Annotated in this window: 12 protein-coding genes; 2 read left to right on the forward strand and 10 right to left on the reverse strand. The window is 62.3% G+C overall.

The genetic code is table 11. The features are described 5' to 3' along the window. The first annotated feature begins 3 nt into the window (after window positions 1-3). Both M5C71_RS25550 and M5C71_RS25555 read left to right on the forward strand, forming a co-directional pair. Window positions 4-981 (forward strand): MucB/RseB C-terminal domain-containing protein, encoded by a 978-nt coding sequence (locus M5C71_RS25550; protein ID WP_103498293.1) that lies wholly within the window; start codon window positions 4-6, stop codon window positions 979-981. Window positions 982-1,186: 205 nt separating this feature from the next. Beyond that, entirely contained in the window at window positions 1,187-2,620 is a 1,434-nt protein-coding gene (locus tag M5C71_RS25555) for a DegQ family serine endoprotease (RefSeq protein ID WP_248768994.1), read from the forward strand. 63 nt (window positions 2,621-2,683) lie between these two features. Here M5C71_RS25555 and M5C71_RS25560 read toward each other — a convergent pair whose 3' ends face one another. The 10 genes from M5C71_RS25560 to M5C71_RS25605 form a co-directional block, all read right to left on the reverse strand. After that, window positions 2,684-3,169 carry an RDD family protein gene (locus tag M5C71_RS25560; protein WP_103494224.1) on the reverse strand — a complete coding sequence of 162 codons (486 nt, stop codon included), beginning with the start codon at window positions 3,167-3,169 and terminating at the stop codon, window positions 2,684-2,686. A 115-nt stretch (window positions 3,170-3,284) separates the two neighbouring features. Further along, window positions 3,285-3,497, reverse strand: coding sequence for a cold shock domain-containing protein (locus tag M5C71_RS25565; RefSeq protein WP_003175786.1), 213 nt, complete (start codon window positions 3,495-3,497; stop codon window positions 3,285-3,287). Window positions 3,498-3,923: 426 nt separating this feature from the next. Beyond that, window positions 3,924-5,048, reverse strand: coding sequence for a glycine cleavage system aminomethyltransferase GcvT (gcvT, locus tag M5C71_RS25570; RefSeq protein ID WP_103494223.1), 1,125 nt, complete (start codon window positions 5,046-5,048; stop codon window positions 3,924-3,926). A 59-nt stretch (window positions 5,049-5,107) separates the two neighbouring features. Beyond that, the gene (locus tag M5C71_RS25575; RefSeq protein ID WP_103494222.1) at window positions 5,108-6,484 is read right to left on the reverse strand and encodes an L-serine ammonia-lyase; all 1,377 of its coding nucleotides are present in this window, start codon (window positions 6,482-6,484) and stop codon (window positions 5,108-5,110) included. 79 nt (window positions 6,485-6,563) lie between these two features. Continuing rightward, window positions 6,564-9,413 carry an aminomethyl-transferring glycine dehydrogenase gene (gcvP, locus tag M5C71_RS25580; protein ID WP_248768995.1) on the reverse strand — a complete coding sequence of 950 codons (2,850 nt, stop codon included), beginning with the start codon at window positions 9,411-9,413 and terminating at the stop codon, window positions 6,564-6,566. 9 nt (window positions 9,414-9,422) lie between these two features. Beyond that, a complete protein-coding gene (gene gcvH, locus M5C71_RS25585; protein WP_152741312.1) occupies window positions 9,423-9,800 on the reverse strand; it encodes a glycine cleavage system protein GcvH in 378 nt (125 codons plus the stop codon). Window positions 9,801-10,110: 310 nt separating this feature from the next. Further along, a complete protein-coding gene (locus M5C71_RS25590) occupies window positions 10,111-11,619 on the reverse strand; it encodes a sigma-54-dependent transcriptional regulator (RefSeq protein ID WP_152741311.1) in 1,509 nt (502 codons plus the stop codon). 112 nt (window positions 11,620-11,731) lie between these two features. Next, window positions 11,732-12,091, reverse strand: coding sequence for a DUF5064 family protein (locus tag M5C71_RS25595; protein ID WP_103494217.1), 360 nt, complete (start codon window positions 12,089-12,091; stop codon window positions 11,732-11,734). A 55-nt stretch (window positions 12,092-12,146) separates the two neighbouring features. Further along, window positions 12,147-13,076 (reverse strand): carbamate kinase, encoded by a 930-nt coding sequence (gene arcC / locus M5C71_RS25600; RefSeq protein ID WP_248768996.1) that lies wholly within the window; start codon window positions 13,074-13,076, stop codon window positions 12,147-12,149. 150 nt (window positions 13,077-13,226) lie between these two features. Continuing rightward, complete coding sequence (locus M5C71_RS25605) at window positions 13,227-14,237, reverse strand: ornithine carbamoyltransferase (RefSeq protein WP_103494215.1); 1,011 nt, start codon at window positions 14,235-14,237, stop codon at window positions 13,227-13,229. Window positions 14,238-14,241 lie beyond the last annotated feature (4 nt).

Below are 14,241 nucleotides of genomic sequence, written 5' to 3' on the forward strand. Positions count from 1 at the left end.
ATCATGCGCGCGCTACCTCTTCTAACGCTGGTGCTCAGTGGCTGGTGGGCTCTTCCAGCCCAGGCCGATGAGGCCCAGGACTGGTTGAACCGTCTTGGGCAAGCCGAGCAGCAGCAAAGCTTTCAGGGCACTTTCGTCTACGAGCGCAACGGTAGTTTTTCTACCCATGGCATCTGGCACCTGGTGCGCGATGGCAAGGTTCGTGAGCGTCTGATCCAGCTCGATGGCTCGGCACAAGAGGTTGTTCGCGTCGATGGTCATACCCAGTGCGTCAGTGGTGCGCTGGTGGCGGGGCTCGGCGATATGCCCGATTCCCATACCCGCTCCCTGGACACCCAGACCCTCAAGACCTGGTACGACATCGCCGTCGTCGGCAAGTCGCGGGTGGCCGGTCGTGCCGCCGTGGTGGTCTCGCTGACGCCGCGTGACCAGCATCGTTATGGTTTTGAACTGCATCTGGATCGTGAGACCGGCTTGCCCTTGAAGTCATTGTTGCTCAATGACAAGGGGCAGTTGCTGGAGCGTTTCCAGTTTACCGAATTGAATACCACCCAGCCTCCCGAGGAAAGCCAGGTACAGCCGAGTGCCGAGTGCAAGCCGGTGGTCCTGTTGACCAACCAGGCCCAGCCCAAGGTGCAGGCACTGGGAGCAGCGGTGGCCCAGTTGTGGCATTCGGACTGGCTGCCGCCGGGTTTCGAACTGGTCAGCAGCACGGCGCGGGTCGACCCGGCCACCAAGGTCGAGGTCAGCAGCTTGATGTATGACGACGGTCTGTCGCGTTTTTCGGTGTTCCTTGAGCCCCTCAACGGTGCCACGGTAACCGACGCCCGGGCCCAGTTGGGGCCGACGGTCGCGGTGTCGCGACACCTGACCACGCCGAGCGGCGACATCATGGTCACGGTGGTGGGTGAGATTCCCATCGGTACGGCCGAACGGATTGCACTGTCCATGCGTTCCGGCAATGCGCAGGCCAAGCAGTGAGCTGCTGAATCATGGGGGCTGTGGGGGCTGGTGCAGAAATGTTTGGTGATCAAATTCATTTGCAAATATCCCTGAATTTTCCTATAGGTCAGAGCCCCTCAGCTCTGGCCTTGTTTGCTGTTTCCGGTCCGAAAGTCCCGGTGTTTCATGCCTGGGGCTTGCAAGGGCCTATCGCTTAATCATGCTCGTTGTTCACGGGAGCCATATGTCGATACCACGCTTGAAGTCTTATCTGTCCATTGTCGCCACCGTCCTGGTGCTCGGCCAGGCGATGACCGCCCAGGCCGCTGACTTGCCCGACTTCACCGAACTGGTGGAGCAGGCTTCGCCGGCGGTGGTCAATATCAGCACCACCCAGAAACTGCCGGATCGCAAGGTTTCCGACATGCAGGGGCTAGAAGGCCTGCCGCCGGAAATCCAGCAATTCTTCCGCGGTTTCCCGCAGCCGCGCAGTCCGAAAGGTGGTGGCGGTGGCGGCGGTCGCCAACGTGAAGCCCAGTCCCTGGGATCGGGCTTCATCATCTCCAAGGACGGCTACATCCTGACCAACAACCATGTGGTCGCCGATGCCGACGAGATCGTGGTACGCCTGGCTGATCGCAGCGAGCTCAAGGCCAAGCTGGTGGGCACTGACCCACGTTCCGACGTGGCGCTGTTGAAGATCGACGGCAAGGACCTGCCGACCCTCAAGCTCGGCAAGTCCAAGGACCTGAAGGCCGGCCAGTGGGTGGTCGCCATCGGTTCGCCGTTTGGCTTCGACCATACCGTGACCCAGGGCATCGTCAGCGCCGTGGGCCGCAGTCTGCCGAACGAGAACTATGTCCCGTTCATCCAGACCGACGTGCCGATCAACCCGGGTAACTCCGGTGGCCCGCTGTTCAACCTTGACGGTGAAGTGGTCGGGATCAACTCGCAGATCTATACCCGCTCCGGTGGCTTCATGGGGGTTTCCTTCGCGATCCCGATCGACGTGGCCATGGACGTCTCCGACCAGTTGAAGGCCGGTGGCAAGGTCAGCCGTGGCTGGTTGGGCGTGGTGATCCAGGAGGTCAACAAGGACCTGGCCGAGTCGTTCGGCCTGGACAAGCCTGCCGGTGCCCTGGTCGCCCAGGTGCAGGACGGTGGTCCGGCGGCCAAGGGTGGCCTGCAGGTCGGTGACGTGATCCTCAGCCTGAATGGCCAGCCGATCGAGCTGTCGGCTGACCTGCCGCATCTGGTCGGCGCGTTGAAGGCCGGTGACAAGGCATCCCTGGAAGTGATTCGTGAAGGCAAGCGCAAGACCGTGGACCTGACGGTCGGTGCGATTCCGGACGAAGGCAAGGAAATGGATCTCGCCAAGGCCAACGGTGCCGAGCGCAGCAGCAACCGCCTGGGGATTTCCGTGGTCGAGCTGAGCGATGAGCAGAAGAAAGACAACGACCTCAAGGGTGGCGTGGTCATCAAGGATGTCCAGGACGGTCCCGCAGCCTTGATCGGCCTGCAACCGGGCGATGTGATCACCCACCTGAACAACCAGGCGATCACTAGCGCGGCGCAGTTCACCGACATTGCCAAGGCCCTGCCGAAGAATCGTTCGGTGTCCATGCGCGTACTGCGTCAGGGACGTGCCAGCTTCATTACCTTCAAACTGGCTGAATAAGCCCGACTGAAGTCGCTGTATGAAAAAGCCCGCCTCGAAACAGGCGGGCTTTTTTGCGCCGGTTTACTTGGAAGGTTTGGGCAGGCGGACCAACTGGCTGTTGGAGTAGATGTCGTGCCAGCTGCGCTTCTGCTTGTCGACCAGCGACCAGAGGAAGCCCAGGCCGAAGATCCAGGAGGCAATGGATACGATAAACCGTAGCAGCGCCTGCCAGAGACTGATGGCTGTACCGTCGGTGTTCTGTACGCGAATGCCCCAGACCTGCATGCCCAGGGTCTGGCCCTTGTAGGTCCAGAACTTGGCGAAAAAGCCGAACAGCACGAACAGCAGGATTGTCGACAGCAACGGATCGCCGTCCAGCGCCCCGGCGTCGGAGAGCTTGCGCAGTTGCTGTTCGCCGACGATCGCCATCTGCACCAGCTTGTAGATAAAAGCAGTGACGATCAGCAGCGCGGTGCACAGCAGGAAATCATAGAACATCGCGGCCAGGCGACGGCCCAGGCCGGCGGCGGGGAAATCACCCTGGGGGCTCAGCACGTGTTTTGACATGGTGGCTCTCTCCGTGAGGACTGAAAAAAGCCAGTTTACGAAATTGCGCCCATAAAAAAGCCCCTGATATCAATATCAGGGGCTTTTCATTGCAAGAAAACGGGCTCCCTGGGGATCAGGCTTCCGCTTGCACTTCATCAGCCTGCATGCCTTTCTGGCCCTGCACGGCGACGAAGGTCACTTTCTGGCCTTCTTTCAGGCTCTTGAAGCCGTTGCCCTGAATAGCGCGGAAATGGACGAACAGATCCGGACCGCTTTCTGGAGTGATAAAACCAAAACCTTTCTCGTCGTTAAACCACTTGACGGTACCGCTCTGACGTTGGGACATTTTCTTATTTCCTTGACGCTAAAATTAATGACAGTCCCTTTCATATGAAAGAGTACTGGGCTGGGTTGCAGGAAAGTAAGAGGCGTCGAACGGGTTGTAGCAAACTTCAGGCTACTGCCCAGGTCACGATTCCAAGCGACCCATGCAAACACAGTAGAGAAACTCTACGCCAACTCCGGGAGAAAAAACAAGCCCTGCGAAACCCCCAGGTTTATGGCTGTTTATGGGGGGTTGCAGGGCTTTGCAGGCGGTCGCTGGCCATCCACGTGGGTGGGCTTATTTTAGACTGTTATAACGCAAGTTCATTGACGCATATATGCACTGTTTTGTGGCGGTTGCGTGACAAGGTAGTGCACTGTTTCAACGTCGGCTTAGTTGTTACTGTAAGTATCAACAGGGGTATCGGCCCCTGTTGAGGACGCTGTATCAGCCCCTGTAGTAACGCTGTGGCACAAACGGCATTTTGCTCACCTTGAGCGGTACGCGCTTGCCACGCACGATGGCCCAGACTTCGCTGTCCAGGGCGGCCTGCGAGCTGTCTACATAGCCCATGGCCAGAGGTGCACCGAGGGTCGGACCGAAGCCGCCGCTGCAGACATTGCCAATCACCTGGCCGTCCTGGTCGACGATTTCCGCGCCTTCGCGCACCGGTGTGCGTTCCTGCGGTAACAGGCCTACACGTTTGCGTGACACACCCTGTTGCTGCTGGGCAAAAACCGTCTCGGCACCGGGGAAACCACCGGCCCGTGCACCGTCGACGCGGCGGACCTTGGAGATCGCCCAGAGCAGGCTGGCCTCGACCGGCGTGGTCTCGCTGTTCATGTCGTGCCCGTACAGGCACAGGCCGGCTTCCAGGCGCAGGGAATCGCGGGCGCCGAGGCCGATGGCCTCGACTTCGGTTTCGGCCAGCAGGCTGCGGGCCAAGGCTTCGGCGCTCGCCGCCGGTACGGAAATTTCGAAACCGTCTTCGCCGGTGTAGCCGGAGCGGCTGACGTAGCAGTCCACCCCCAGCAGGCGCACGCTGGCGAACTGCATAAAGGTCATTTTTGTCACTTCAGGGGCCAGGCGCGCCAGGACGCTGACCGCGGCCGGGCCTTGCAGGGCGAGCAGGGCGCGTTCTTCGAACAGAGGCAGGACTTCGCACAGGTGGCCCAGGTGTTTTTGCAGGTGCGCCAGGTCCTGTTCCTTGCAGGCGGCGTTGACCACCAGGAACAGTTCGTCGTTACCCAGGTTGGCGACCATCAGGTCATCGAGGATGCCACCGGCTTCGTTGGTGAACATCGCATAACGCTGCATGCCCACCGGCAGGTCGATGATATCCACCGGTACCAGGGCTTCCAGGGCCTTGGCGGCAGCGGCGCCGACCAGGCGGATCTGGCCCATGTGCGAGACATCGAACAGCCCGGCTTTTTCACGGGTGTGCTGGTGTTCTTTCATCACGCCCAACGGGTATTGCACCGGCATGTCGTAGCCGGCGAACGGCACCATGCGCGCGCCGAGTTGCAGGTGCAGGGCGTGCAGCGGGGTTTGCTTCAGGGATTCGGTGGACATTGCAGCTCCTTAAATGGGGTGTGGAGGGGATGGCCAGAACCACTCCCCTTGAATGAGGGTCAGCACTCGATGATGTTGACGGCCAGACCGCCGCGCGCGGTCTCCTTGTATTTGCTTTTCATGTCGGCGCCGGTCTGGCGCATGGTGCGAATCACCTTGTCGAGGGAGACGAAGTGCTGGCCGTCGCCGCGCAGGGCCATGCGCACGGCGTTGATGGCTTTCACCGAGCCCATGGCGTTGCGTTCGATGCACGGCACTTGCACCAGGCCGCCGATGGGGTCGCAGGTCAGGCCGAGGTTGTGTTCCATGCCGATTTCGGCGGCGTTCTCCACCTGTTGCACGGTGCCGCCGAGCACTTCGCACAAGGCCCCGGCGGCCATCGAGCAGGCCACGCCGACTTCGCCCTGGCAGCCGACTTCGGCGCCGGAGATCGAGGCGTTTTCCTTGTAGAGAATGCCGATGGCGGCGGCGGTGAGAAGGAAACGCACCACGCCGTCTTCATTGGCACCGGCAATAAAGCGCATGTAGTAATGCAACACGGCGGGGACGATCCCGGCCGCACCGTTGGTGGGCGCGGTGACCACGCGACCGCCGTTGGCGTTTTCTTCATTGACCGCCAGGGCGTAGAGGTTGACCCAGTCCAGCACCGACAGCGCATCGCGCAACGCCGCTTCCGGGTGCTTGCACAGCTGGCGATGGAGTGCCGCGGCGCGCCGCTTGACCTTCAAGCCGCCGGGCAGGATGCCTTCATTGCGGCAACCGGCGTCGACGCAGTCCTGCATCACCTGCCAGATCTTCAGCAGGCCGGCGCGGGTTTCCGCCTCCGGGCGCCAGGCGCTTTCGTTGGTCAGCATCACCTGGCTGATGGACAGGCCGTAGGTGGTGCAATGGCCGAGCAGTTCCTTGGCGCTTTTGAACGGGAAGGTCAGCGGCGTGCTGTCCTCGACGATGCGGTCGGCGCCGGCGGCGTCTTCATCGACCACGAAACCGCCGCCCACCGAGTAATACTCGCGGCTGCGGATCTGGATGCCGGCGGCGTCGAAGGCGCGGAAGATCATGCCGTTGGGGTGATAGGCCAGGGGTTTCCTGATCATCGCCAGGTGGAGTTTTTCATTGAATTCGATGGAGTGTTCGCCGAGCAGATTCAGGCGGCCGTTACTGCGAATAGTGTGCAGGCGGGCGGCGACGGATTCTGTATCGACGGTATCCGGGTGTTCACCTTCCAGGCCCAGGAGCACGGCCTTGTCGCTGCCATGGCCTTTGCCGGTGGCGCCGAGCGAGCCGTACAGCTCGACTTTGACGCTGGTGGTCTGTGACAGCAGTTGCTCGCGCCGCAAACCCTCGACGAAACGTGCGGCTGCGCGCATCGGACCGACGGTGTGGGAGCTGGAGGGACCGATGCCGATCTTGAACAGGTCGAACACGCTCAGGGACATGGGATTCTCCGGGATCATTCTTATTATGGTGATGGACACGGTCTCCTGTAGGAGCCGGCTAGCCGGCTCCTACAGGAGGTCAGGCGTAGTTCTCGATCGACGGGCAGGCGCAGACCAGGTTGCGGTCGCCGAACACGTTGTCGACACGCCCCACCGGCGGCCAGTACTTGCCTTCGATCAAGGACGCCACCGGGTACACCGCCTGTTCGCGGCTGTACGGATGGAACCACTCGCCGACGATTTCCGCCGCGGTATGCGGGGCGTTCTTCAGCGGGTTGTCGTCCTTGTCCAGGCTGCCGTTTTCCACCGCGCGGATTTCTTCGCGGATGTGGATCATGGCGTCGCAGAAGCGGTCCAGTTCTTCCTTGGATTCGCTTTCGGTCGGCTCGATCATCAGGGTGCCGGCCACCGGGAACGACATGGTCGGGGCATGGAAACCGAAGTCGATCAGGCGCTTGGCGACGTCATCGACGCTGATGCCGCTGCTGTCCTTCAACGGACGCAGGTCGAGGATGCACTCGTGGGCCACCAGGCCGTTGCTGCCGCTGTAGAGCACCGGGTAGTGCTCTTCCAGGCGCCGGGCGATGTAGTTGGCATTGAGGATCGCCAACTGCGAGGCGCGCTTGAGGCCTTCGCCACCCATCATGCGGATATACATCCAGGTGATCGGCAGGATGCTTGCGCTGCCGAACGGCGCCGCGCAGACCGCGCCTTCCTTGCGCTCCATGGTGCCGTGACCCGGCAGGAACGGCGTCAGGTGCGACTTCACACCGATCGGGCCGACGCCCGGGCCGCCACCGCCGTGGGGAATGCAGAAGGTCTTGTGCAGGTTCAGGTGCGATACATCGCCGCCGAACTTGCCCGGGGCGCAGAGGCCGACCATGGCGTTCATGTTGGCGCCGTCGATATACACCTGGCCGCCGTTGTCATGAATGATGCCGCAGATTTCGCGGATACCTTCCTCGAACACACCGTGGGTCGACGGGTAGGTGATCATCAGCGCGGCGAGGTGCTCGCGGTGCTCGATCGCCTTGGCCCGCAGGTCTTCGATATCGACGTTACCGCGGGCATCGCAGGCGGTGACGATCACGCGCATGCCGGCCATGTTCGCCGTGGCCGGGTTGGTGCCGTGGGCCGACGACGGGATCAGGCAGATATCGCGGCGCTCGTCGCCACGGCTCTGGTGGTAGGCACGGATCGCCAGCAGGCCGGCGTATTCGCCCTGGGAACCGGCGTTCGGTTGCAGGGAAATCGCGTCGTAGCCGGTGGCGGCGCAGAGCATCGCTTCCAGCTCGTCGGTCAGTTGCTGGTAGCCGACGCTTTGCTCGGCCGGGGCGAACGGGTGCAGGGCACCGAATTCGGCCCAGGTCACCGGGATCATTTCGCTGGCGGCATTGAGCTTCATGGTGCAGGAGCCCAGCGGGATCATGGTGCGATCCAGGGCCAGGTCCTTGTCGGCCAGCTTGCGCAGGTAGCGCATCAGCTCGGTTTCCGAGTGATAACGGTTGAACACCGGGTGGCTGAGGATGGCCGACTGGCGCACCAGGGCTGCCGGGATACGGCTTTCGACCGACGCGGCCAGGACGTTGAAGTCCGGCACGGCTTTGCCGCCGGCCAGCAGTTTCCACAGGTTTTCGATATCGGCCTGGCTGGTGGTCTCGTCCAGGGACAGGCCCAGGCGCTGGGCATCCACGACGCGCAGGTTGATGCGCTGGGCGCGTGCCTGTTCGTGCAGGGCCGCGGTCTGGGCGCCGGTGTTGAGGGTCAGGGTGTCGAAGAAGTTGTCCTGCTCGACCGTCAGGCCCAGGGCGCTCAGGCCCTTGGCGAGGATCGCGGTGAAGCCGTGGATGCGCTGGGCAATCTGGATCAGGCCTTTTGGACCGTGATACACCGCGTACATGCTGGCGATGTTGGCCAGCAGGACCTGGGCGGTGCAGATGTTGCTGGTGGCTTTCTCGCGACGGATATGTTGCTCGCGGGTCTGCATGGCCAGGCGCAGGGCCGGCTTGCCGAAACGGTCCACCGAGACGCCGACCAGACGGCCGGGCATGTCGCGCTTGAACGCATCGCGGGTGGAGAAGTAGGCCGCGTGCGGGCCACCGAAGCCCAGCGGGACACCAAAGCGCTGGGCGCTGCCGATGGCCACGTCGGCACCGAACTCGCCCGGCGGGGTCAGCAGGGTCAGGGCCAGCAGGTCGGCGGCGACCGCCACCAGGGCGTTGGCCGCATGGAAACGCTCGGTCAGGGCGCGGTAGTCGAACAGATCACCGTTGCTTGCCGGGTATTGCAGCAAGGCGCCGAAGAACGGGCTGACGTCGGTCAGTTGGTGTTCATCGCCCACCACCACGTTGATACCCAGGGGCTCGGCACGGGTGCGCAAGACGTCGAGGGTCTGCGGATGGCAGTGCACGGAGGCGAAGAAGGCATTGCTGCCCTTGTTCTTGCTCAGGCGCTTGCAGAAGGTCATGGCTTCGGCGGCGGCGGTGGCTTCGTCGAGCAGCGAGGCGTTGGCGATCGGCAGGCCGCTGAGGTCGCTGATCAGGGTCTGGAAATTCAGCAGCGCTTCCAGGCGACCCTGGGAGATTTCCGGTTGGTACGGGGTGTAGGCAGTGTACCAGGCCGGGTTTTCCAGGAGGTTGCGCAGGATCGGCGACGGCGTATGGCAGTTGTAGTAGCCCTGGCCGATGTAGGTCTTGAACAGCTGGTTTTTCGCGGCGATGGCCTTGATCGACGCCAGGGCGTCGGCTTCGCTTTGCCCGGCCCCGAGGTCAAGGACGCTGGTGCCCTTGATGCTGTCGGGAATCACGCTGGCGCTGAGGGCTTGCAGGGAGTCGAAACCGAGGGTTTCGAGCATGGCCTGTTCATCTGCCTGGCGCGGGCCGATATGACGGGCGATAAATTCGTTGGCGGTGCTGAGATTGACAGTCATGACAGTTCCTCAGGCGTTGGCTTTGATCAGTTGGTCGTAGGCATCCTGATCCAGCAGTCTAGCGACTGCCGAGGCATCGGTTGGGCGGAAGCGGAAAAACCAGCCTTCGCCCAGCGGATCTTCGTTGACCAGCTCGGGGCTGTCTTCCAGCGCCGGGTTGAATTCGAGCACTTCACCGTCCAGGGGCATGTACACGCCGCTGGCGGCCTTGACCGATTCCACGGTGGCGGCTTCGGCGCCTTTGTCGTACTGCTGCAGTTCCGGCAGTTGCACAAACACCACGTCGCCCAGGGCGTTTTGCGCGAAAGCCGTGATGCCGACCGTGACACTGCCATCGGCTTCGGTACGCAGCCATTCGTGGTCTTCAGTAAAACGCAACTCGCTCATGGAAACTCCTAAGGGGGCCAGACTCGTCGTCAGGTGGACGCAGGGGATGCGGGATCGACGTCCCGCTGAATGGGAGTTCCCATAGCAAGTTTGTGGCCAATACTGCCCGAGGCTTGTAAATCAAGGGTTTGCGGGTTTTTTACGCACACTGGATGGCCGCGGCTGTAGCGAAATCGCTACAGTTGGAGGGCAGAAAAAAAGCCTAACAGGATCAAAGCCTTGTGCAGTGGGGATTGGCTTGAAGTGTAGCGAAATCGTTCCGCTGTAGCGCTTTCAGTACAGATGGAGGTCGCTTTTCGCGCGTGTTGCCTCAGGGCTTGCCGGGAATGCCGTATTTGCGCAGGCGATGGGCAATGGCCGTATGGGAGGTCTGCAGTCGACTGGCCAGTTGCCGGGTCGAGGGATACTGCACGTAGAGCTTTTCCAGCAGGGTCTTCTCGAAATCCTCGACCGCCTGTTCCAGGCTGTCGATCTCCGGGTCGCTCTGACGTGCCACCGAGGTTCCGGCAATGTCCAGGTCGCCGATATCCACCACACTGCTCTCGCAGATCGCCGCCGCGCGGAAGATCACGTTCTGCAATTGCCGCACATTGCCCGGCCAGCGGTTGTCCAGCAACGCTGGATAGGTTCCGGGTGCCAGCCGGCAGACCGGACGCTGGATCTGCGTGCAGGCCTGCTGCATGAAATAGCGTGCCAGCAACAGGATGTCCTGGCCGCGCTCGCGCAGCGGCGGGACCTCGACATTGAGCACGTTCAGCCGGTAGAACAGGTCCTCGCGAAAACTGCCTTCGCTGACCATCTTCTCCAGGTTGCGGTGGGTGGCGCTGAGAATCCGCACGTTGACCTTGACCTCGCGGTCCCCGCCGACGCGACGGAAGCTGCCGTCATTGAGAAAACGCAGCAACTTGGCTTGCAGGTATGGCGACATTTCGCCGATCTCATCGAGAAACACCGTGCCCTGGTTCGCCAGCTCCATCAGTCCCGGCTTGCCGCCGCGCTGGGCGCCGGTAAAGGCCCCGGGGGCGTAGCCGAACAGTTCGCTTTCGGCGAGGTTCTCCGGCAGGGCCGCGCAGTTCAGGGCCAGGAAGGGCGCACTGTGGCGCGCACTGATGGCGTGGCAGGCCCGCGCCACCAGCTCCTTGCCGGTGCCGGTTTCGCCCTGGATCAGCAGCGGCGCGTCGAGGGCCGCGACCCGCTGGGCACGGGCCTTGAGGGTACGAATCGCCGGAGACTCGCCGAGCAGCGCGTCGAAACCTTCGGCATGGTCGTGGTGCAGAGCCGACAGACGCTCGCCGATGCGGTTCGGCTGGTACAGGGTCAGCAGTGCGCCGGCATCGGTGATCGGCGTGGCGTCGAGCAGCAGGGTCTGGCCGTTGACGGTGATTTCCCGCAGCGGCAGGCGGAAACCGTTTTCCAGCAGGGTGTCCAGGAGATTGGGGTCGGCAAAGAGTTCGGCGACGCTTTCACCCGCCGGCTCGCGACCGTACAGGGCAATCAGCGCCGGGTTGGCCAGCAGCACGTGGCCGGCGCTGTCCAGGGCCAGCACCGGGTCGGTCATGGCCGCGAGCAGGGCGTCGAGTTGCAGGTGGCGGCGCTGTCCCGGGAGGATATCCACCACCGTTACCGCCTCTACGCCACGGACGCTGAACAGCGCGTCGCGCAACTCCTCGAGCACTTGCGGGCTGAGGGTCGGGGCGTCGATATAGACGTTGGGCGGAACCATCTCCACCGCATCCAGGTTGAGATTGCGTCCACCGAGCAGGGCCAGGACTTCCTGGGTGATGCCGACGCGGTCGATGAAACTGACGTGGATACGCATGGGGCGATTCGGTGTTCCGGGCGCGAGGGCGACAATTATGCCTTGGCGTGTGGGGTTTGGTGAAATCTACCGCGCGAACGCCCCCTGTCCTGTTGCTGGAACGAGCCTCTGGTCAGCTCAGATGTTCAAGCTTCATCGGGTCGCCTGACTTGACGTCGAGCTTGGCCCGCACATCCTCGAACATCTCGTCGTAGTATTTGTGCAGGGAAATGATGCTGGCATTTTTCGGCATGCCGTATTTCTGCGCGATATGGCTGGCGACGCGGGCAAAGTCGAAGGCCTGGTCCTTGGGCATGAAGAACGACTCGTCGAGGGACTTGCCCTCGATGGTGCCGTGCAAGGTAAAGCGCATGCCGGTGCCTTCCTTCGGGTCCTGGGCGACTTCATAGTCGAAACTCAGGTTGTAGCTGAAATCGTCCTTGTTCAGCGCATGGCGCTCGATATGCAGGTGACCGGGCGTGAACGTGGCCATGGTGTTCTCCTTCAAGGCATGGAGTAGGGCAGACCACGGGCCTGCCCGATGGTTCTCATGAATAAGTGATGCCGGGTTGTGCCGTACTGATCCGCGTACCCGCTTTACCTTGGACTATCGCCTCGATATCCGCCAGTGAACCGATCACCGCGGCCTTGCCGGTGTGCCGGGCGAACTCGCAGGCGGCCTGGACTTTCGGGCCCATGGAGCCGGCGGCGAAACCGAGTTTTTCGAGATCGTCCGGATGGGCCTGGATAATGGCCTTCTGGGACGGCTGGCCCCAGTCGACAAAAGCGGCATTGACGTCCGTGGCGATCACCAGCAGGTCGGCCTCCAGCTGTTCGGCCAGCAGCGCCGAGCACAGGTCCTTGTCGATCACCGCTTCGATGCCCTTGAGCTTGCCGTCCTCGCCGTACATTGTCGGGATGCCGCCACCGCCGGCACAGATCACGATGCTGCCCTTGTCCAGCAGCCATTTGATCGGACGGATCTCGAAGATGCGCTTGGGTTTCGGGCTGGCGACCACGCGGCGGAATTTGTCGCCGTCCGGGGCGATGCTCCAGCCTTTTTCAGCGGCCAGTCGTTCTGCTTCGGCCTTGCTGTAGACCGGGCCGATGGGCTTGCTCGGGTGCTGGAAAGCCGGGTCCTCGGGGTCGACTTCGACCTGGGTGAGCAGGGTGGCGAAGGGCACTTCGAAGTCCAGCAGGTTGCCCAGTTCCTGTTCGATGATGTAGCCGATCATGCCTTCGGTTTCCGCGCCGAGCACGTCCAGCGGGTAGGGCGAGAGCTGGGTGTAGGCGGCCGCCTGCAACGACAGCAGGCCGACCTGCGGGCCGTTGCCGTGGGCGATGACCAACTGGTTACCGGGGTAGATCTTGGCAATCTGTTCGGTGGCGATACGGATATTGGCGCGTTGATTGTCCACGGTCATGGGTTCACCACGACGCAGGAGGGCGTTACCGCCCAATGCTACGACGATACGCATAAGTACTGTCCTTCCAGAGGTTGCATGAGTTCCCCTGTAGGAGCGAGCTTGCTCGCGATGGAAGTCGACGATAACGCGGGGTACCAGGTGTCACAGGGCGCCCGTGCGATTATCGCGAGCAAGCTCGCTCCTACAGGGGGAGCGCCGGTCCTAGATATCCGCCAGCGCCGACACCAGGATCGCCTTGATCGTGTGCATGCGGTTTTCCGCCTGCTCGAAGGCGATATTGGCCGGCGACTCGAACACCTCCTCGGTCACTTCAACCCCATTGGCCAGGTGCGGGTAACGCGACGCGATATCCTTGCCGACCTTGGTCTCGCTGTTGTGGAACGCCGGCAGGCAGTGCATGAACTTGACCCGGGGATTGCCCGAGGCCTTCATCATTTTTGCATTGACCTGATAGGGCATCAGTTGTTCGATACGCTCGTCCCAGGCTTCCACCGGCTCACCCATGGACACCCAGATATCGGTGTGGATGAAGTCCACGCCCTTGACCGCTTCCTGCGGGTCTTCGGTGATGGTGATGCGCGCGCCGCTTTCCTCGGCAAAGGCCTTGCACTGGGCGATGAAATCTTCATGGGGCCACAGCGCCTTCGGCGCGCCGATGCGTACGTCCATGCCGAGCTTGGCGCCGATCATCAGCAGCGAGTTGCCCATGTTGTAGCGCGCATCGCCAAGGTAGGCGTAGCTGATGTCATGCAGCGGCTTGTCGCTGTGCTCGCGCATGGTCAGGGTGTCGGCGATCATCTGTGTCGGGTGGAACTCGGCGGTCAGGCCGTTGAACACCGGCACGCCGGCGAACTTCGCCAGTTCTTCGACGATCTCCTGTTCGAAGCCCCGGTACTCGATGGCGTCGAACATCCGCCCCAGCACGCGGGCGGTGTCCTTCATGCTTTCCTTGTGGCCGATCTGCGACGACACCGGGTCGATATAGGTGACGTGGGCGCCCTGGTCATGGGCCGCGACTTCGAAGGCGCAACGAGTACGGGTCGAGGTCTTCTCGAAGATCAGCGCGATGTTCTTGCCCTTGAGGTGCTGCTGCTCGGTGCCGGTGTACTTGGCGCGCTTGAGGTCGCGGGACAGGTCCAGCAGGTAGTGCAGTTCGCGATTGGTGTGGTGCATCAAGCTCAGCAGGCTGCGGTTACGCATATTAAAAGCCATTTCT

Source organism: Pseudomonas sp. MWU12-2345 (genome assembly GCF_023242385.1).
GTDB lineage: Bacteria > Pseudomonadota > Gammaproteobacteria > Pseudomonadales > Pseudomonadaceae > Aquipseudomonas > Aquipseudomonas gingeri_D.

Excerpts from the sequence above, each read along its gene's own strand:
- M5C71_RS25550 (WP_103498293.1), top strand. The coding sequence starts at position 4 with ATGCGCGCGCTACCTCTTCTAACGCTGGTGCTCAGTGGCTGGTGGGCT.
- M5C71_RS25555 (WP_248768994.1), top strand. The coding sequence starts at position 1,187 with ATGTCGATACCACGCTTGAAGTCTTATCTGTCCATTGTCGCCACCGTC.
- M5C71_RS25560 (WP_103494224.1), bottom strand. The coding sequence starts at position 3,169 with ATGTCAAAACACGTGCTGAGCCCCCAGGGTGATTTCCCCGCCGCCGGC.
- M5C71_RS25565 (WP_003175786.1), bottom strand. The coding sequence starts at position 3,497 with ATGTCCCAACGTCAGAGCGGTACCGTCAAGTGGTTTAACGACGAGAAA.
- gcvT (WP_103494223.1), bottom strand. The coding sequence starts at position 5,048 with ATGTCCACCGAATCCCTGAAGCAAACCCCGCTGCACGCCCTGCACCTG.
- M5C71_RS25575 (WP_103494222.1), bottom strand. The coding sequence starts at position 6,484 with ATGTCCCTGAGCGTGTTCGACCTGTTCAAGATCGGCATCGGTCCCTCC.
- gcvP (WP_248768995.1), bottom strand. The coding sequence starts at position 9,413 with ATGACTGTCAATCTCAGCACCGCCAACGAATTTATCGCCCGTCATATC.
- gcvH (WP_152741312.1), bottom strand. The coding sequence starts at position 9,800 with ATGAGCGAGTTGCGTTTTACTGAAGACCACGAATGGCTGCGTACCGAA.
- M5C71_RS25590 (WP_152741311.1), bottom strand. The coding sequence starts at position 11,619 with ATGCGTATCCACGTCAGTTTCATCGACCGCGTCGGCATCACCCAGGAA.
- M5C71_RS25595 (WP_103494217.1), bottom strand. The coding sequence starts at position 12,091 with ATGGCCACGTTCACGCCCGGTCACCTGCATATCGAGCGCCATGCGCTG.
- arcC (WP_248768996.1), bottom strand. The coding sequence starts at position 13,076 with ATGCGTATCGTCGTAGCATTGGGCGGTAACGCCCTCCTGCGTCGTGGT.
- M5C71_RS25605 (WP_103494215.1), bottom strand. The coding sequence starts at position 14,237 with ATGGCTTTTAATATGCGTAACCGCAGCCTGCTGAGCTTGATGCACCAC.